General features: G+C 34.3%; 15 protein-coding genes. 14 read left to right on the top strand and 1 reads right to left on the bottom strand.

The genetic code is table 11. The annotated features are described in order from the left end of the window. Positions 1-53 precede the first annotated feature (53 nt). From AC1DVP_RS06740 to kynU, 13 genes are all read left to right on the top strand, one after another. Positions 54-794 carry a (Fe-S)-binding protein gene (locus AC1DVP_RS06740; protein WP_477182733.1) on the top strand — a complete coding sequence of 247 codons (741 nt, stop codon included), beginning with the start codon at positions 54-56 and terminating at the stop codon, positions 792-794. A gap of 5 nt (positions 795-799) precedes the next feature. Beyond that, on the top strand, positions 800-2170 hold the full coding sequence (locus AC1DVP_RS06735) for a glycoside hydrolase family 28 protein (RefSeq protein ID WP_477182732.1): 1371 nt from the start codon (positions 800-802) through the stop codon (positions 2168-2170). Positions 2171-2180: 10 nt separating this feature from the next. Then, positions 2181-3584, top strand: coding sequence for a lactate utilization protein B (locus tag AC1DVP_RS06730; RefSeq protein WP_477182731.1), 1404 nt, complete (start codon positions 2181-2183; stop codon positions 3582-3584). Next, positions 3574-4161 carry a LutC/YkgG family protein gene (locus AC1DVP_RS06725; RefSeq protein WP_477182730.1) on the top strand — a complete coding sequence of 196 codons (588 nt, stop codon included), beginning with the start codon at positions 3574-3576 and terminating at the stop codon, positions 4159-4161. Before AC1DVP_RS06730 ends, AC1DVP_RS06725 begins: the two co-directional genes overlap by 11 nt. Before the next feature lie 208 nt (positions 4162-4369). After that, on the top strand, positions 4370-5188 hold the full coding sequence (locus AC1DVP_RS06720) for an SDR family oxidoreductase (RefSeq protein ID WP_477182729.1): 819 nt from the start codon (positions 4370-4372) through the stop codon (positions 5186-5188). A 30-nt stretch (positions 5189-5218) separates the two neighbouring features. Next, on the top strand, positions 5219-6373 hold the full coding sequence (gene uxuA / locus AC1DVP_RS06715; RefSeq protein ID WP_477182903.1) for a mannonate dehydratase: 1155 nt from the start codon (positions 5219-5221) through the stop codon (positions 6371-6373). 164 nt (positions 6374-6537) lie between these two features. Beyond that, the gene (locus tag AC1DVP_RS06710) at positions 6538-8454 is read left to right on the top strand and encodes a DUF3857 domain-containing protein (protein ID WP_477182728.1); all 1917 of its coding nucleotides are present in this window, start codon (positions 6538-6540) and stop codon (positions 8452-8454) included. 7 nt (positions 8455-8461) lie between these two features. Beyond that, positions 8462-10486, top strand: coding sequence for a transglutaminase (locus AC1DVP_RS06705; protein ID WP_477182727.1), 2025 nt, complete (start codon positions 8462-8464; stop codon positions 10484-10486). 4 nt (positions 10487-10490) lie between these two features. Continuing rightward, a complete protein-coding gene (locus AC1DVP_RS06700) occupies positions 10491-12482 on the top strand; it encodes a DUF3857 domain-containing protein (protein WP_477182726.1) in 1992 nt (663 codons plus the stop codon). A 42-nt stretch (positions 12483-12524) separates the two neighbouring features. Beyond that, the gene (locus tag AC1DVP_RS06695) at positions 12525-12851 is read left to right on the top strand and encodes a nucleotide pyrophosphohydrolase (protein WP_077373631.1); all 327 of its coding nucleotides are present in this window, start codon (positions 12525-12527) and stop codon (positions 12849-12851) included. A gap of 81 nt (positions 12852-12932) precedes the next feature. Continuing rightward, complete coding sequence (gene aroA, locus AC1DVP_RS06690; RefSeq protein WP_477182725.1) at positions 12933-14168, top strand: 3-phosphoshikimate 1-carboxyvinyltransferase; 1236 nt, start codon at positions 12933-12935, stop codon at positions 14166-14168. A gap of 175 nt (positions 14169-14343) precedes the next feature. Further along, positions 14344-15393: a tRNA preQ1(34) S-adenosylmethionine ribosyltransferase-isomerase QueA gene (queA, locus tag AC1DVP_RS06685; protein WP_477182724.1), complete on the top strand. Its 1050-nt coding sequence runs from the start codon at positions 14344-14346 to the stop codon at positions 15391-15393. Between the two features lie 245 nt (positions 15394-15638). Then, positions 15639-16916: a kynureninase gene (kynU, locus tag AC1DVP_RS06680; protein WP_477182723.1), complete on the top strand. Its 1278-nt coding sequence runs from the start codon at positions 15639-15641 to the stop codon at positions 16914-16916. 50 nt (positions 16917-16966) lie between these two features. Here kynU and AC1DVP_RS06675 read toward each other — a convergent pair whose 3' ends face one another. Beyond that, positions 16967-17614, bottom strand: a complete 648-nt coding sequence (locus AC1DVP_RS06675) for a flavin reductase family protein (protein ID WP_477182722.1) — start codon at positions 17612-17614, stop codon at positions 16967-16969. Positions 17615-17885: 271 nt separating this feature from the next. On the opposite strand from AC1DVP_RS06675, the gene AC1DVP_RS06670 reads away from it, so the two are divergent. Continuing rightward, a complete protein-coding gene (locus AC1DVP_RS06670) occupies positions 17886-20276 on the top strand; it encodes a penicillin acylase family protein (RefSeq protein WP_477182721.1) in 2391 nt (796 codons plus the stop codon).

Here is a 20276-nt window from a genome sequence, read left to right as displayed (position 1 = left end):
ATGAATCTTAAGAAATATCGTGATGCGGTATTCTTAAAAAATAGTATTTCCATATGAAAGTTGGACTTTTTATTCCCTGTTATGTAGACCAGTTTTATCCAAAAATTGGTATTGCAACACTTGAGTTACTGCAAAAATTAGGATGTGATGTTGATTTTCCAATGAAGCAGACTTGTTGCGGACAGCCGATGGCTAATAGCGGTTATCAACATTTAACCGAGGGATGCGATGCCAACTTTATTGCTAATTTTACCGGTTTTGATTATATCGTTTGTCCTTCGGGAAGTTGTGTAATGCACGTAAAAGAGCATTTGCACAGTGATACAAACAAAGAACAGGCTGCAAAACTTAGGGCAACTGTTTACGAGTTAACCGAATTTATTACTGATATTTTAAAAATTGAAAGTATTGAAGGTAATTTCCCGTTTAAAGTAGGGATGCATCAAAGCTGTCATGGGCAGCGGGGATTGAAGCTTTCGCAAATGAGTGAATTAAATGCTCCATTTTTCTCAAAACCAGGACAGTTATTAACCAAAATAAAAGGGATAGATCTAGTATCCTTGTCCCGAAAAGATGAGTGCTGCGGTTTTGGAGGCACATTTTGCGTTACAGAAGAAGCCATTTCTGCAAAAATGGGGCAAGACCGTATAAAAGATCACGAAAACCACCACGTTGATTATATTACCGGTGCAGATATGTCCTGTCTAATGCATTTGGAAGGGATTTTGCGAAGACAGAAAAGCCCAATTAAAACTATCCATATCGCAGAAATTTTAAACACTTTGAAAGGCTAAACACGATGAAAAAGATAATCTCAATTTTATTCATAGTTTGTGCCTTTTGTTTTTTTTCATTTAATGCTGAAAAAGATACAGTTACTTTAACTGGTATAAAAGTGAAAGCACCATTTGAAATGCCTGAGATTTACATCCCAAATTTTAAGAATTGCAAAAAGTTAATCATTACCGATTTTGGTGCGGTACAAGGGGATAAAAATAAAAATTCACAAGCTATAGCTAATGCCATTGATAAGGCTAATAAAATGGGAGGCGGTATTGTAGTAATCCCAAAAGGCGAATGGATTACAGGTAAAATTCACTTCAAAAGCAATGTCAATCTGCACTTAGAAAAAGGTGCCGTCCTTTTATTTTCAGATGATCCTAATGATTATCTGCCTGCCGTTCGTTCTACTTGGGAAGGCTATGAATGTTATAATTATTCGCCGTTAGTGTATGCTTACAACTGCAAAAAGATTGCAATTACCGGTGAGGGAGAATTAAAAGCAAAAATGGATCTTTGGACAAAATGGTTTGCTAGACCTAAAGCTCACATGGAAAGTTTAAAGCGTTTGTATTATTTAGCTTCATATAGTAAACCTGTCGAAGAACGACAAATGGTTAATGACACTGCTAATCTGCGTCCCCATTTTATTCAATTTAATCGTTGCGAAAATGTGCTAATGGAAGGTGTAAAGGTTACAAATAGTCCTTTTTGGACAATTCATCCTTTTTTGTCTAAGAATGTGGTAATTCGAAATCTTATGGTGTATGCTCATGGGCATAACAATGATGGTATTGATCCTGAAATGTCACAAAATGTATTGATTGAAAATTGTGTTTTTGACCAGGGAGATGACGCCATTGCAATTAAATCGGGATGTGGTCGAGGGGCTTGGGATTTGGGCACCCCTTCAAAAAATATTGTTATTCGCAATGTGACGGTGAAAAATGGCCATCAATTATTGGCCTTGGGAAGTGAATTGTCTGGCGGAATTGAAAATGTTTTTATGGATAACTGCACTGTAGTCGATGGAGCAAAATTGAACCATCTGTTATTCATTAAAACTAATGAACGGAGAGGCGGTTATGTGAAAAATATTTATACTCAAAATATCATTTCAGGGAAAATTGCCGAAGGAGTATTAGGTATTGAAACCGATGTTTTGTACCAATGGCGTGATTTAGTTCCAACTGTTGAACGTAAACTTACACCAATCAACAATGTGTATTTAGATAATTATAAGGTAAAAGATGTAAAATTCATTGCCAGAATACTGGGGCAGAAAGAATTGCCTGTAGAGAATATATTTCTAAAAAATGTAAAAGCAGAAACTATTACCGATAAAAAATACATTACCGAAAACGTATTGAATTTTTCTGATAAAGAATAAAAAAGGCAAAATGAGTTCAAATAAAACGATTCCGCATAGTGAAGCTGCAGCTCTTTTTAATAAAAATGAAGAGCGCGTCAATTGGCACGATGAAACACTTTGGTTTGTTCGTGAAAAAAGAGATAGGTCTGCACATCAGATTCCTGAATGGGAATTGCTTAGAGAAACAGCATCGCAGATAAAACTCAATGTGCTTTCAAATATCCATGATTATTTGGTGGAATTTGAAACCAATGCTCAAAAAAATGGAATTATCGTTCACTGGGCAACGAATGCAGAGGAACACAATGTTATTGTTCATTCGATATTAGAAAAACATAACATTAAACAAATGGTGAAATCAAAATCGATGCTTACTGAAGAATGCCATTTGAATGATTATTTGATGAATCGGGGCATTGATGTTATAGATTCTGATTTGGGAGAACGTATCGTACAGCTTCGTAACGAACCGCCAAGTCATATTGTTTTACCGGCGATTCACCTTAAAAAAGAAGATGTAAGTGAAACTTTTCATGAACACCTTGGAACAGAAAAAGGAAATATTGACCCGCAGTATTTAACCGAATCAGCCCGCCAGCATTTAAGAGATGTTTTTTTGACGCGCAAAGCTGCCTTGACAGGAGTAAATTTTGCAGTTGCCGAAACTGGGGAATTTGTGGTGTGTACTAATGAAGGAAATGCTGATATGGGTGCACATTTAGCTGATGTTCATATTGCGTGTATGGGATTTGAAAAATTAATTCCGCAACGCAAACATTTAGGTGTTTTCTTGAGATTATTAGCAAGAAGCGCCACCGGACAGCCGATAACTACTTTTTCCAGCCATTTTAAAAAACCAAGTGAAGGAAAAGAGATTCATATTGTCATAGTCGACAATGGAAGAAGTGAGCAGTTAGGAAGAGAAGATTTTAGAAATTCATTAAAATGTATTCGCTGCGGTGCCTGCATGAATACTTGCCCAGTGTACAGACGAAGCGGCGGACATAGTTATCACAATGCGGTTGCAGGGCCAATTGGTTCGATTTTGGCTCCTAATCTGGATATGAAAAAAAATGCCGATTTACCTTTTGCCAGCACTTTATGCGGTTCCTGCACGAATGTCTGTCCTGTAAAAATTGACATACATGATCAGTTATACAAATGGAGACAGGTTTTGGTAAAAGAAGGCTATACTCCAAAAGCCAAAACAATAGCGATGAAAACAATGGCTACTGTTTTAGCCAATCCAACAGTGTTTGAGATTGCCGGAAAAGCGGGCCGTTTTACAATGAAGAATTTGCCTGGTTTGGTAAATAATAAATTGAATAAATGGTACGACCAACGTGAAATGCCTGAAGTTCCAGAAGAATCTTTTAGAGAATGGTATAAGAAAAATGGTAAAGCAACTAAAGGAAAAAACGATGAGCAGTAAAGAATCTATTTTACAAAAAATAAAACAAAATCAGCCAAAAGAGCTGAATGAGCTTCCTAATTTAGAACCTTTAAAAGAATCTAATTTAGATGTTTTAGAACAATATAAAACGATTTTAAAAAGTATTGGAGGCGATTTTGCAGAAGTATCGAGTTATGCTGAAATCGTTGATTTTGTTAAAGAAAATTTCGACACCAACAAGCGCATATTAACTACCCTTTCAGAACTTTCTGAAATAGCCAATCTGGATTGGACTAGTGATGATCCTCATTCTTTACAGGATGCCGAACTTATTTTGGTTAAAGCACATTTTGGCGTAGCCGAAAACAGTGCGCTTTGGGTTACCGATGAGATTATGGGACAACGGGTTTCGACTTTTATTCCGCAATATTTGGCAATTATAGTTAACAAAAAGGATCTTGTTGCCAAAATGCACCAGGCTTATGACCGTATTGGGAATCAGGAATATGGTTTTGGAACATTTATCGCCGGACCTTCAAAAACTGCCGATATTGAACAATCTTTAGTTTTAGGGGCTCACGGAGCAAGAGGACTGACCGTTTTTTTAATGGAATAACCACTATTTTACTTCAGATTTTTTGAATTTTAGTTATCATATTTTGTGTTTTTTGTTATCCCAATGATAGAGCCGTTTTATCGATTCAATTGAGATTTTAAGACTGTAGCTGTGTGCGCACACTTTTTTATCTGAAACAATTTCCTTTCCTAATAAAATCCGTATCTTTCGAGGCTGGAATTAAAATACTAATTAAAAATAACCAAAATTGAAAACAGATTTTTTATTAAACGATAAAGTTATTGTTGTTACAGGAGCTACAGGAATTTTAGGAGGAGCTTTTGTGGATGGAATTGCTGAGGCTGGAGCAGCTGTCGGCATTTTAGGCAGAAATGAAAAAGTAGCTAATGAACGTGTAAAAGCTATTACTGATAAAGGCGGAAAAGCAATTGCTTTAATTGCTGATGTTACCAAAGAAGCAGATTTAATTGCTGCTCGCGATTTAATTCTTTCTAAATATGGAAAGATTGATGGTTTGGTTAATGCTGCCGGCGGAAACATGCCTGATGCAGTTGTGCAGCCCGATCAGGATGTTTTTAAATTAAATATGGATGCTTTACAGCAGGTAATAAATCTAAATTTGTTTGGAACGCTTTTACCAACTCAAATTTTTGGAGAAGCAATGAAAGATACTGTTGGCAGAGGAAGTATCGTGAATATTTCTTCGGTATCTACAGTTGCGGCAATGACCAAGGTTTTAGGATATAGCTTAGCAAAATCTGCCATTGATTCTTATACCAAATGGTTTGCTGTAGAACTTGCTAAACGTTATGGCGATAAAATCCGTATGAATTCTATTGCGCCAGGGTTTTTCTTAACAGAACAAAACAGAACGTTATTGACCAATGCAGACGGCAGTTTAACAGAAAGAGGAAATTTGGTAATTCAAAATACGCCTTACGGCCGCTTTGGCAGTCCAGATGAATTAGTTGGAGGATTGGTTTGGCTGTTAAGTGATGCATCTAAATTTGCGACTGGATCAAAAGTTACTTTAGATGGAGGTTTTACAATTTTTAGCGGAGTTTAATAATTTTTAAAGAAAGGAATTATGTATAAAATGAAACAAACGTGGAGATGGTTTGGGCCAAATGATCCCGTAAGTTTATCCTATATCAAACAAGCAGGTGCGACGGGAATTGTATCAGCATTGCATCATGTGCCTCATGGTGAAGTTTGGACAATAGCAGAAATCAATAAAAGAAAAGCAGAAATCGAAGAGTCTGGTTTAACATGGGATGTGGTAGAGAGTATCACAGTGCATGAATCCATTAAGACCAGAACAGGAAATTTTCAGGAATATATTGATAAGTACAAAGAAAGTATACGTAATGTAGCGGCTTGCGGTATTCCGGTAATCACCTATAATTTTATGCCGGTAAACGATTGGACTAGAACGCAATTGGATTACAAAATGCCTGATGGATCCGAAGCCCTGTATTTTAATTGGATCGATTTGGCAATTTTCGATATTTATATTTTAAAAAGAGAAAATGCCGAAAAAAGCTTTCCTGAAGATATCGTTGCCAAAGCCAAAGAACGGTTTTTAACTTTTAGCGAAAAACAATTACAAGATTTGGCAGGTGTGGTAATGTTTGGAATTCCCGGAGAAAAGAAGATGACGGTAGAAGATATGCGCAATGCATTGAAGGCCTATGATAATATTGACAGAGATGCTTTAAGAAGTAATTTGAGTTATTTTTTAAATGAAATCTGTCCTGTTGCCGATGAATCTGGAGTGCAGTTAGCCATTCATCCTGATGATCCTCCATTTGATATTTTAGGTTTGCCAAGAATTGTTAACTCAATAGAAGATTATGATTATATCTTGTCTAATGCGCCGTATAAATCAAATGGAATTTGCTTTTGCACTGGTTCTTTAGGTGCTTCAAAAGCAAATGATTTACCCGAAATGGTTAAAAAATTAGATGATAAAATTCATTTTATTCATTTAAGAAATGTTCGCAGCGATGAAGAAGGAAACTTTTTTGAAGCMGATCATTTAGATGGAAATACGGATATGTATGCTGTGATGAAAGAATTATTACTGATTCAGAAAAAATACAAAATTTCAATTCCATTCCGTCCCGATCACGGACACCAAATGTTAGATGATTTAGGGAAACAGAATAATCCTGGATATTCAGCAATTGGAAGACTTAGAGGCTTAGCAGAATTAAGAGGTTTAGAAGAAGGAATTATCCGTTCGTTATAAAAAAAAGCTAGAGTTAAAAGGAGGAGGCTGTTCATTTTGGACAGCCTTTTTTGTAGTCTAAACTCTGCCTTTTTATAATTTAAGCTAAAATTTTTATGTAAAATAAATAAGAAAATTTCGTTTAAAAGAAACTTAATTTTCTTATATTTCGCAAATATTTTTTTATGACCTACAGATTTTTTTCAGCGATAACTATTTTTTTGTTATTTACTACAACCCTGCTTTTTTCTCAAAAATCTGATTACAGCGCCCTAAGTATTTCCGATAGCCTCAAAGAAAATGCCAATGCTATTGTTCGTTTAAACCAAACTGATATTTTAATTGCCTCTCAGCGCAGCATGAATATCAAAACGAAAAGGGTGGTAACAGTTCTTAATGAACATGGGATGGAAGCTGTAGAAGCTTATGAGAATTATGACAAGTCTAGTCCTGTCAAGAATATACTAGCAACGGTTTATGATTCTTTTGGTAAGGAAATTAAAAAGGTGAAGAGAGGTGATTTTAGAGATGTAAGTGCTGTAAGTGGCAGTACACTTTTTTCAGAGAATCGATATATTTATTTAGATTTTACTCCAACTCAGTATCCATTTACAATCGTTTTTGAAAGTGAAATACAGACTTCAAATACGGCTTTTATTCCACAATGGCTGCCGTTGAATGATTATGCCGTAAGTATAGAAAAAAGTATTCTCAATGTAAGTTATCCTTCCAACCTTGGATTTAAATATAAAGAATTTAATTTCTCCAATTTTAATGTAAAGAAAACACAGGAAACGGCCACTGGTATTTCTTTTGAGGCAGCAAAAATAATGGCGCAAAAGGAAGAAACGGCCAGTCCGTCTGTGAGTCATCTTTTTCCAAGAGTGATGATGGGATTAGAACTGTTTCATCTGGAAGGGGTTGATGGAAATGCTAAGAGCTGGACTGAATTTGGAAAATGGTACAGCGAAAAAATTCTGGCAGGAACAACTGATTTACCAGAAGAAACTAAAGCAAAAATTAAAGCTTTGGTCGGGGCCGAAACCGATCCTATCAAGAAAGCTCAGATTATTTATAAATATGTACAGGAAAAATCAAGATACGTTAACATAAGCATTGGTATTGGCGGTTGGAAACCAATGTTGGCCGGTGATGTAGACCGATTGGGTTATGGAGATTGTAAAGCTTTGAGCAATTATACCAAAGCGCTTCTCAAAGCAGTGGATGTACCTTCTTATAATACTATTTTATACGGCAATACAAGAAAACGTGATATTGAGACTGATTTTGTTTCCATGCAGGGGAATCACATGATTTTGGCTGTGCCTAATAAAGATTCGTATGTTTTTTTGGAATGTACAAGTCAAGTAGATCCTTTTGGGTATCAAGGAACGTTTACCGATGATCGAAATGTTTTAGTTGTAAAACCAGAAGGCGGAGAAATCGTAAGAACAAAAATTTATGAAGATACAGGTAATTTTCAAACGAGCAGAGGTAGTTATTCTATTGCCGAGAATGGTGATTTCTCGGGTAAAATAGGAATTGTTTCAGAGGGTTCTCAGTACAATCAAAAATTTCATAATGATAAACTTTCACCAACTGAAGTGGAAACTTTTTATAAAGATTATTGGAGTACGATTAATAACTTAAAAATTAAAAAAATCACTTTTAAAAATGACAGCGATAAAATAAGTTTTACTGAAAACGCAGAGATTTCGGCTGTCAATTATGGAAACATGTCTGCAAATAAAATGATGTTTGCTCTAAATGCTTTTAATCCGTTAAAGCAAAGTATAAAACGAATTAGAAACAGAAAGAATCCGTTAGAAATTCAAAGAGGTTCAGTAGATATTGATGAAATTGAAATTGCTTTGCCAGCCAGTTTTTCAATCGAATTTCTTCCAGCTAATGTCGAGATTAACGGGAAATTTGGGGAATATAAAACTGAGATTATAAAAAAAGATAATGCTACTATCATTTACAAGAGAAAATTCTTTTTGAAAAAAGGATTGTATACCAATAAAGAGTACGATGAATTTAGGCTTTTTATGGAACAGATTTCTAGAAATGACAATGCCAAAATAATTTTAACCAAAAGCTAATTGCCAAATGAAAATCAAACTTTTAACCTTTCTGTTTTTTATAGTTCTATTTTGTTCCAATGTGGATGCTCAAGAATTTAAATTAGGAAAAGTCTCCATCGCCGAATTAGAACAAAAGGCACATCCAAAAGATTTAGCCGCAGTAGCAGCAATTTTGTTCAAAAAAGGGGAAAGCCGTTTTGAGTTTAATCAAAATGAAGGGTTTATAGTGATTACGGAAGTTACTATGCGAATTAAGATTTATAAAAAACAGGGTTATGATTTTGCAAATCAACAAGTTAGATATTATGTTGGAAGTGGTAAGATTAAAGAAAGAGTGACTTTTTCTGATGCTATAACTTATAATTTGGTGGATGGGAAAATTGAAAAAACAAAATTGAAACCAGAGGGTGAGTTTGTAGAAAATATTAATACATACTGGAGCAGAAAGAAAATAGCTTTACCTAGTGTAAAAGAAGGTTCAGTATTGGAATTTAAATATACTATTCGCACCAATAATATTGGAATGCTAAGAGAATTTGATTTTCAGACAAATATTCCTATAAATTATGTAGAATATAAAACCTATGTGCCTGAATACTTTGTTTATAATACTAAACTCAAAGGTTTTATTAGCCCAAAAACAGTTGTTGAAAATTCAATGCAATCATTTACTATCAATAGTAAGGAAAGAATTGGAGGGGCAATGGGATCAACGACGAGAACTTCTTTTTCACAGGATAAAATTGATTATAAAGAAACAAAAACTACCTACACTATAAATAATATGCCAGCCATAAAAGAGGAAGCGTTTGTAAATAATATTGATAATTATGCTATGAGTTTAGCCCAGGAATTGTCGATGACACAATATCCAAACAGCCCAATTGAACCCTATTCGACAGACTGGAATTCTGTAACCAAAACCATTTATGAGTATGATGGCTTTAATTCAGAGTTAAATAAAACAGGTTATTTTGAAAACGATTTGAAAGCCATTATTGCTGRTGTAACTTCTCAAGATGAAATTATTGCATCGGTTTTTAATTATGTAAAATCTATTGTAAAATGGAACGAAGATTACGGTTATTCTTGTGACAAAGGAGTTAAAAGTGCTTATAAAGACAAAACAGGAAATGTAGCCGAAATTAATTTAATGCTCACCGCAATGTTGCGTTTTTCGGGCTTAAAGGCAAATCCTGTTTTAGTAAGTACCCGATCCAATGGAATTTCACTTTTTCCTAGTAGAACAGCTTTCAATTATGTGATTGCTGCAGTCGAAACTTCAACAGGTTTAATACTATTGGATGCTACAAACAAATATTCTACTCCAAATGTATTGCCATTTAGAGACTTAAACTGGATAGGAAGATTAATTAGAAAAGATGGGTCGTCTGAAGAAGTCGATTTAATGCCTAAAATGGCTTCAAATGATAATATAACCATGATGTATACAGTTGATGCTGCTGGTAAAATAACTGGTAAGGTAAGACGTCAAAGAACAGATCATAAAGCGATGATTTTTAGATCGGAGATTGCCAATACAAAAGAAGAAGACTATCTGGAAAAATTAGAAAATGAGAATCAAAAAATTGAAATTGCTGATTATTCCAGAACTAATGAGAAGGATGTGAAATTACCCATTATGGAAACCTGTTCTTTTACCGGAACGAATCTCTGTGATGTTATAGGAGAAAAAATATATATAAATCCATTATTGTTTTTTACGAAAGAACACAGCCCTTTCAAACAGGAAACCAGAGAATATCCTATTGATTATGGTTTTCCTTTTATAGAGAAATACAATATTAATATTGATATTCCTCAGGGCTATATGGTAGAAACACTGCCAAAATCGGCTCAGTTAACTATGGAAGACAATATTGGAGGGTTCAAATTTATTGTAAACTCATCTGGAAATAAAATACAGTTCACTATTACGCATCAAATAAATACTCCAATTGTGTCGTCCGAGTATTATTCCATGATAAAGGATTATTACCAAGGAGTGATTGCTAAAGAAACTGAAAAAATTGTCTTGAAAAAAGTGTAAAAGAATGGAAAAAAATAAAATTCTTTTGAGTTTGTTTATTTTGTTTTCATTTGTAAAGATAAATGCTCAAAATTTTGAATTAGGAAAAGTATCAATTGCAGAGTTAAAGGAAAAACAGCATCCCAAAGATTCCAGTGCTGTTGCGGCAATATTATTCAAGAACGGAAAAACCAGTTTTGAGTACACTAGAAGCAGAGGATTTGCAGCAATTACTGAGGTTTCTATGCGAATTAAAATTTATAAGAAAGAGGGGTATGATTGGGCTAATTTTATGGTACCTTATTACGTAGGATATGAAAATTATAATGATGACACTGTTGCGTTTTCCAGCGCAGCAACTTATAATCTAGTGAATGGCTCGATTGTTAAAACTAAACTCAACAGCGAAGGAAGTTTTAAGAAAAATGTAAATGAATATTGGAATGAAGCCTCCATAACATTGCCAAATGTAAAAGAGGGATCGGTTATCGAGTTTAAATATGTTTTAAGAACGGAAAACATTGTTAAGTTTCCTGTTTTTTATTTTCAAGATAAAATTCCAGTAAATTCAGCTGAATATAACACAAATATCCCCTTTTTTTTTACTTACAAACCTATTCAGATTGGTTATGTTGAGCTCAAAGCAGATTCAAAAGTTGCGCGTGGAAGTTTTTCGTTTGATGATGAGCATAATCAGTCAGTTAATTTGAGTTTCAATCAATTAAAAAGCAAGTACAGTGCAGAAAATATTCCAGCATTAAAAGAGGAAAGTTTTGTTGATAATATCCAAAACTATCAATCGTCATTGCATCATGAACTTGAAAAAACAAATTTTCCAGATGAAAAAGAAAAAAATTATTCGAAAGATTGGGATGGCGTAGCCAAAACTATTTATGCGGAAAAAGAATTTGGGAAAGAGCTGGAAGAGCATACTTATCTCCTTGAAGACACTAGATCAATTTTGAAAGGGATAGATTCTAAGGAAGAAAAACTAGCTGCAGTTTTTAAATTTGTTCAAGACAGAATGCATTGGAACAATGATAATGGGTATTATACAGATAAAGGCGTAAAACAGGCATACATTAATAGAACTGGAAATGTAGCCGAAATAAATTTTATACTCATCTCAATGCTAAAACTGGCAGGATTGGATGCAAGTACTGTATTAGTTAGTACAAAAGAACATGGGAAGCCTTTTTTTCCTAATAGAACAGGTTTTAATTATGTTATAGTTGCTGTAGTTATCGATGGAAAGCAAATTTTATTAGATGCCACTCATAAATACACAGCACAAAATATTTTGCCGCTGAATGTTTTAAACTGGAAAGGACGGCTTATTAAGCAAGAAGGAATTTCTCAAGAAGTGGAGTTAGTGCCGGCAAAGAGTTCAGGTAAATTTTATACTCTGATGGTGAAATTGGATAAATCGGGTAGCATGGAGGGAAAGTATAGATCACAATTAACGGATTATGAAGCATACAATTTTAGAGAAAAGTATGCAGAAATGGATACGGATGGCTATCTTGAAAAAACAGAAAATGATTTAAACGGAATTAGAATTCAAGGATATACCATTGATAATAAAAAGACTAATCTTGCTAATCCAGTTGTACAGTCTTTTACTTTTACAGCAAATAATCTTTATGACAGCATTGAGGATAAAATATATATCAATCCAATGCTGTTTTTTACAGAATCTCATAATCCTTTTGTTCAGGAAAAAAGAGAAATGCCAATTTGTTTTGGTTATCCAAAATTAGAAAGGTATAATATTAGTTATGAAATTCCCGACGGTTATACTATAGAGTCGCTTCCAAAATCGATAAAAATTGCAACAGAAGGGGAAGAATTAACCTTTTCATTTAATGCAGTTTCTCAAAATAATAAAATCCAGATTGGTATAACCAAAGAGATAAATTTTGCAATTGTTTCGAGTGATTTTTACCAATCAATTAAAGATTTTTATCAAAAAATAATTGACAAGCAAAATGAAAAAATAGTCCTCAAAAGAATATAGTATGACTTTGTGCCTTTGTATATTTGCCGTAAAAATAAAGCTATGAACCTAAAAAATGCCCAACAAGACGTAGATACTTGGATTAAAGAACACGGAGTCCGTTACTTTAATGAACTGACTAATATGGCTCAGCTTACAGAAGAAGTAGGCGAAGTAGCCCGAATCATTGCCCGCCGTTACGGAGAACAATCCGAAAAAGAAAGTGATAAAAATAAAGACCTTGGCGAAGAATTGGCCGATGTTGTTTTTGTAGTGCTGTGTTTGGCTAATCAGACAGGAATCGATCTGCAGGCAGCTTTTGATAAGAAGATGGATTTGAAATCAGTAAGAGATAAAGACCGCCACAAAAACAACGATAAACTAAAATAATGTTATAAGTGAGGGCAAAGCTTTGGTACATCCTTTTTTTAAAATAAATTTGCCAAACATACCTTTTCAACTTATCCAAAAATGAATTTACTAGTACAGACTTCCCAACTCGATTTACAAGACCAAATTGCAATTACAGGTTCCAAAAGTGAAACAAACCGACTTTTGCTGCTAAAAGCCTTGTTTCCTAATATTACTTTAGCGAACACTTCTAATTCAGATGACAGCGAGGTAATGCAAAAAGCACTAAAAGGGAATGATGAAATTGTAGATATTCATCATGCAGGAACAGCAATGCGTTTCTTAACCGCTTATTTTGCAGTTAATGAAGGACGTGAAGTTGTGTTGACTGGATCTCAAAGAATGACAGAACGCCCAATTAAAGTTTTGGTGGAAGCTTTGGTGCAATTAGGGGCAAAAATCACTTATGAAAAAGAAGAAGGTTATCCTCCTATTCGAATCAAGGGACAAAAAATAACAGCTCACAAAGTCAGTATTCCTGCTAATGTGAGCAGTCAGTATATATCGGCATTGCTTTTAGTAGCGCCAAAATTAGAGAATGGAATTGAGCTGACTTTAGTTGGCGAAATTACTTCTGTTCCATATATCAAAATGACTTTAGCTTTGCTAAATGATTTGGACATTGAAACGAGTTTTGTTGGGAACGTAATAACAGTAAAACCTAAGAAAGAAGTGGAAACCAAAGTAATGACAGTAGAATCCGACTGGAGTTCGGCTTCCTACTTTTTTAGTTTAGCAGCTTTGGCGAAAACAGCTTCAATTTCTTTAACGAGTTACAAAGAAACCAGTTTGCAGGGTGATTCGGCTTTGGTTGGAATCTATAAGCAAATGGGAGTTTCTTCACAGTTTGAAGGAGATAAAATTACATTAACAAAACAAGAAGATTTTGATTATAAAGACATCATTTTCGACTTGAATAATACTCCAGATATAGCACAAACTATTGTGGTTACTTGTTTAGGATTAGGAATTGGATGTCACTTAACAGGTTTGCATACCTTAAAAATTAAAGAAACTGACAGGCTAGAAGCACTTCGAATAGAATTGACCAAACTAGGTGCAAACATTTCAGTAACCAATGATAGTTTGACATTGGTTGCCACAAAAGAGATTAAGGAAGAAATAAGAATTGATACCTATAACGACCATAGAATGGCGATGGCATTTGCTCCATTGGCATTAAAAGTGCCAATTGTTATAAATGATGCAGATGTTGTGTCAAAATCATATCCTGATTTTTGGGATGATTTAAAAAAATTAGACTTTTTAGTTGTTCAAAAATGGTCATTTACATAGACTTTTGTTGAGTTAAAGCTCTTTCTTTTTTGGGTAGGGTTGGAGTGAGGTAAAAATAAACACCTAAACACTTGACAACGCCTATCCCACAATCGTATATTTGCATCCGAAAGATTTTTAAGTTCAGTTTAAACAACTTGAAACTTGAAATTTTAAACTTTTAAACAAACAGCAAATGAAATTATCACACTTTCAATTCAATTTACCAAAAGAACTTCTTGCAGAATACCCAGCCGAAAATAGAGATGAGTCTCGTTTGATGATTGTAGATCGTAAGAATCAAACGATAACGCATAAAATGTTCAAAGATGTTATCGATTATTTTGATGATGGTGATGTTTTAATCTTAAACAATACCAAAGTTTTTCCAGCCCGTTTGTACGGAAATAAAGAAAAAACTGGTGCTAGAATTGAAGTATTTTTATTGAGAGAACTAAATGCAGAACAAAGACTTTGGGATGTATTGGTAGATCCAGCCCGTAAAATCAGAATTGGAAATAAATTATACTTTGGCGATGACGATTCATTAGTGGCAGAGGTAATTGATAATACTACTTCTCGTGGTAGAACCTTACGTTTTCTATATGATGGTTCTTATGAAGAATTCAGAAATAAATTGACTGAACTAGGAGAAACTCCTATCCCAAAATATATTAACCGTGAAGTGACTCCGGAAGATGCTGAGCGCTACCAAACAATTTACGCCAAAGAAGAAGGAGCAGTAGCGGCACCAACTGCTGGTTTGCACTTTTCTAAGCATTTATTGAAGAGATTGGAAATCAAAGGAGTTAAGTTTGCCGAAGTTACGCTTCACGTTGGTTTAGGGACTTTTAACCCTGTTGAGGTTGAGGATTTGTCTAAGCATAAAATGGATTCCGAAGAGTTAAAAATCACTCAAGAAGCTTGCGATATTGTAAATGCTGCAAAGGCTGCTAAGAAAAGAATCTGTACTGTAGGAACTACTTCTATGCGCGCTGTAGAAAGTTCGGTTTCTTCACAAAACACACTAAATCCTTATGATGGATGGACAAATAAATTCGTTTTTCCTCCTCACGATTTCAGTATTCCAACTTGTATGATTACTAATTTTCATACGCCAAAATCTACTTTGTTAATGATGGTTTCAGCTTTTTGCGGACATGATTTAATGAAAAGGGCCTACGAAGAAGCAATCAAAGAAGGATATAAATTTTACTCTTACGGAGATGCCATGTTGATTATCTAAAAAATATTCAATTTATATAAAATTAAAACTCGTCAGCAATGGCGAGTTTTTTTATGCAATCTAGTTATTAAAAACACTTGTCTAAATAATAGGTAAACTGCAATCTGAATACTATTCTGGCAATAAGTATTTGTTGGCTTAAATGTAAAATTTGGTTTAAAATGAATTGATTTTTTATTGAATTATCTTTTTTTATGACTTAGATGTGTTCTTTTTTTTATTTTTACAGCATAAATAATGAAAATATGGATTTCAAAAACACACTGGAATTTGCCCAAAAATTAGATGCTGAAGACTGTTTAAATAAATACMAAGACGAATTTATTTTTCCAAAAGTCAACAATGAAAAAGTAATTTATTTTACAGGTAACTCTTTGGGATTACAGCCTAAAAGAGCCAAAAAATATATTGATGAGATAATGAATGATTGGGCAAATTTAGCCGTTGAAGGCCATTTTTATGCCGAAAAACCTTGGTGGGACTATCAGGAACGTTTTGCTAATCCGTTGAGTAAATTAGTGGGCGCATTGCCGTCAGAAGTCACGGTTATGAATACTTTGACAGTGAATCTTCATTTATTGATGGTGTCATTCTACAGACCAGCTGCAAAACGCTGTAAAATCATTTGCGAAGAAAAAGCATTCCCTTCAGATCAATATATGTTTCAGAGCCAAGTGCATTTTCACGGCTATAAACCAGAAGATGCAATCGTAGAGATTAAGCGCCGTGATGGGGAACATAACATTCGATTGGAAGACATTCTGGCAACAATTGAAGAAGTGGGAGAGGAGTTGGCTCTAGTTTTAATAGGCGGTGTAAATTATTATACAGGCCAGGTTTTTGACATGAAAACAATTACGGAGGCTGGTCACAAACAAGGTGCTTATGTGGGTTGGGATTTGGCTCACGCTGCAGGAAATATTAAATTAGAACTGCACGATTGGAATGTTGATTTTGCCGCATGGTGCAGTTATAAATACATGAACTCCGGACCAGGAAATGCTTCGGGCTGTTTTGTTCATGAAAAACATCACAATAATAAAGAACTGCCCCGTTTTGCCGGTTGGTGGGGACACAACAAAGAACGACGTTTCAAGATGGAGCCTGTTTTTGACCCTGTTCACGGAGCTGATGGCTGGCAAATAAGTAATCTGCCTATTTTATCTTTAGCGCCTTATTTAGCGTCTGTTGAAATGTTTGAAGAAATCGGGATGGATCAATTAATTGAAAAGAGAGATAAAATAACGTCATATTTAGAATTTATCCTGAAAGAAATCGGCAAAGAAGTGCAAGGTTCTTTTGAGGTTATTACACCCGCTAATTCTTCCGAAAGAGCATGTCAGTTATCTGTTTTTCTGCATGGAGAAGGGCGCAGGCTTTTTGATTATCTAATGAAAAATGGCGTAATTACTGATTGGCGTGAGCCTAATGTAATTCGATTGGCACCAGTTCCATTATATACATCCTATGAAGATATGTTTCACTTTGGGCAGATTTTGAAAAAAGGAATATTAGAGAAATAAAAAAACGGGAATAGTTAGATATGCTGTTCCCGTTTTTTATTAATATTTTTTTATTCTTTGTCTTTCCTGAAAGGTTTTGTCGGAACGTCTTGCAGAGCCTGTTGAAAACGGTCAATTAGTTTTGGTAAAAAATAACCGTCAGTGCCATTTAAGGCAACAACATTTCCTTTGTCTAATTGCAGCCAGCCATCTTTATGTTCTAATGCTTCTTCATAAAAAATACTTTCGATGGAAGCTATGAGGTGTATAGTTCCGTTTTCTTTTATATTATACTCATTCACAAATTTGCAATAAAGCTGTACTGGGCTTCCTTTTACAAAAGGGATACTGATTCCTTCTTTATACTCTTCTTCTAAATTGGTTTTGTCAAATTCAGAAATTCCATATTCATAATTGGCAGATGTGTGATGAGCGTCAGCAATCATATCAATTGTTATGTGGTTTACGGTGAAGTAACCGGTTTCCATGATATTTTTATAAGTGTCTCTTGGAGTAGTGGTTGGGCGTACAATGAAACCGATTAATGATGGACTGTTTCCCAAATGGGTAACACTGCTGAAAATAGCAACATTAGTTGTGTTTTCGATAGATTTTGTAGCTATTAAATTGGCAGATTTATAACCTGTACATGAACTGATTAAATTTAATTTTTCAATCTTATCCATCTGTGAAATGGTTTCTTTCGAAATGCTCTTCATGTTTTTTCTGTTTAAACAAATATAAGGAACTGCTGTTTAATCATGCAGAATTTCTTGTGAAAATCTTATTTTAAATAGTTGATTTTAATTTTTAGAATGAGCATTCTTTGTTTTGTAATTAAAATTTCAACAATAATATTAAAAGTGGCAAAATCATGATTTGTCAGCATTTGATGAGAAAAAATGATTCTTTTTTTAAGATGTTTTAGAAAATGGATATAAAATATAATGATTTTTACATAAGTTTGGGAAAGTCTTAAAATTGCTTCTGATGAGAATATTAAAACGGGTCTTGTTTGCATTTATTTTTTTGCTTATTGCGGTACTAATTTTCTTTGCAGTATATAGAGGATATCAAAAGCCTAAATATGAAGGGGAAATTTATTTAAAAAGTATTCAAAAGGAAACTGTTGTTTATTTTGATGAATTTGGTGTGCCGCACATTTATGCGGAAAATTCCAAAGATGCAATGGAGGCTTTGGGATATGTACATGCTCAGGATCGATTATGGCAAATGGAACTGCTTAGACGAATAGTCCCTGGGAGGCTGTCCGAAATATTTGGTTCGGTAGCTTTAAAGAATGATACCTTTTTTGTTGGTTTAGGAATTGAAGAAGCTTCTCAAAAAGCAATTGCAGGCTTCGATAAAAATAGCCCGGCATATCAATTGATGATAGCGTATCTCGATGGAATTAATCAGTATATTGAAGAAGGATCAACTCCTGTTGAGTTTCAGTTATTAGGAATTAAAAAAGATAAATTTACGGTACAAGATGTCTATAATATTTTTGGTTACATGTCTTTTAGTTTTGCAATGGCTCAAAAAACAGATCCTTTGCTTACCGATATTCGTAATAAATTTGGAATGGATTATTTAAAAGATTTTGGCTTAGAAGGACAATTCAATACGACTCAAATCAAGAATGCAAAACAAAATATACAAGAGTATGCGGCTATTTCACAATCTATTGCTTCATTATTGGATGAATCGCCAGTTGCTCCTTTTGTAGGGAGTAACGGCTGGGTTATTGCTCCACCGAAAACAAAAAATAAAAAAGTGATTTTTGCCAATGATCCTCATATTGGATTCTCACAGCCAGGCACTTGGTATGAAGCTCATATAGTAACTCCAGATTTCGAATTATATGGCTGTTATTTGGCTGGCGCGCCGTTTCCTTTGTTGGGGCATAATCATGAATATGCTTATGGTTTGACGATGTTTGAAAACGATGATGTGGATTTTTACCAAGAAGAAAATAATCCGGAAAACAGTAATCAGTATAAAACTAAAAACGGATTCCAAGAGTACGGAATCAGAAAGAAAATAATAAAAGTAAAAGATTCAGCAGATGTGGCTCTGAATATTAAAGTAAGTCAGCACGGCCCTATTATGAATGATTTATTAGTAGGTTTGGAAAGCGATAAACCAGTTGCAATGTCTTGGATTTATACACAGCATCCTAATCATAATATTGAGGCTATTTATGCTTTATCGCATTCTAAGTCTGTTTCCGAATTTGAAAAAGGCGCAGCACTTATTCATGCGCCAGGACTCAATGTAATGTATGGTGATGCTAAAGGAAATGTGGGCTGGTGGGCAACAGGAAAATTGTACAGGCACAAGAATAATGTAAATACTAATTTCATACTGAATGGATCCGATGGTAAAGATGATGATCTTGAATATTTAGATTTTTCTAAAAATCCTTCAGCTGTCAATCCAAGTTGGAACTATGTTTATTCTGCAAATAATCAGCCGGAAGCAATTGATGGTTTTGTGTATCCTGGATATTATCTTCCTGAAGACAGAGCGAAAAGAATTACACAATTATTGGATTCAAAATCGAATTGGGATAAAGGTTCAGTTGGCGAAATGATTAATGACAATACATCTGTAATTGCCCCTGAAATGGTGAAAAAACTGATTTCAAGTTTAAATTTAAAATCACTTTCCAAAATAGAAAAAGAAGCAATATTTGTTTTAAAATCATGGAAAGGAACTAATAATCTGACTGATACAGCTCCGGTCATTTATAATAAATGGATTTATTTGTATTTAAAGAATACTTTTCAAGACGAATTAGGGAATGAAAAGTTTAAACGGTTTCTGGGGACTCATTGTATGAAGCAAATTACCACAAGGCAAATTTCTAGTGAAAATTCACCATGGTGGGATGATATTACGACCAAAAACAAGAAGGAAACCAGAAACGAAATAGTGGCAAAGTCATTTGAGGAAGCGGTAACAGCTTTAGAAAAACAATTAGGCAGTACACTTTCGGATTGGAAATGGGAAAAAGTTCACACGGCAGAATATCAGCACCCAATAGGTAAATTAGCATTATTAAGACCTTTTTTTAATGTGGGGCCTTTTGAAGTTTCAGGATCGAATGAAGTGATAAATAATCAATTTTTTGATTTTGCTGAAGATGGTTTTTATAAAGTAAAAGGAGGGCCTTCAAGCAGAAGAGTGATAGATTTTTCAGATATTGAAAATAGTTGGGGGATTTTGCCAACGGGTCAATCCGGAAATCCATTTAGCACGCATTACAATGATCAGTTTGAATTGTATAATTCTGGAAAATTCAGAAAAATGAAATTGAATAAAAAAGAAATTATACAGTCTTCCACAAAGCTGGTCTTTTATCCTGTAAAGAATTAA

It is taken from the genome of Flavobacterium sp. P3_A6 (assembly GCF_056403035.1).
The sequence above is the reverse complement of the archived record's forward strand: the minus strand, read 5'-3'. Positions and strand labels throughout refer to the sequence as shown.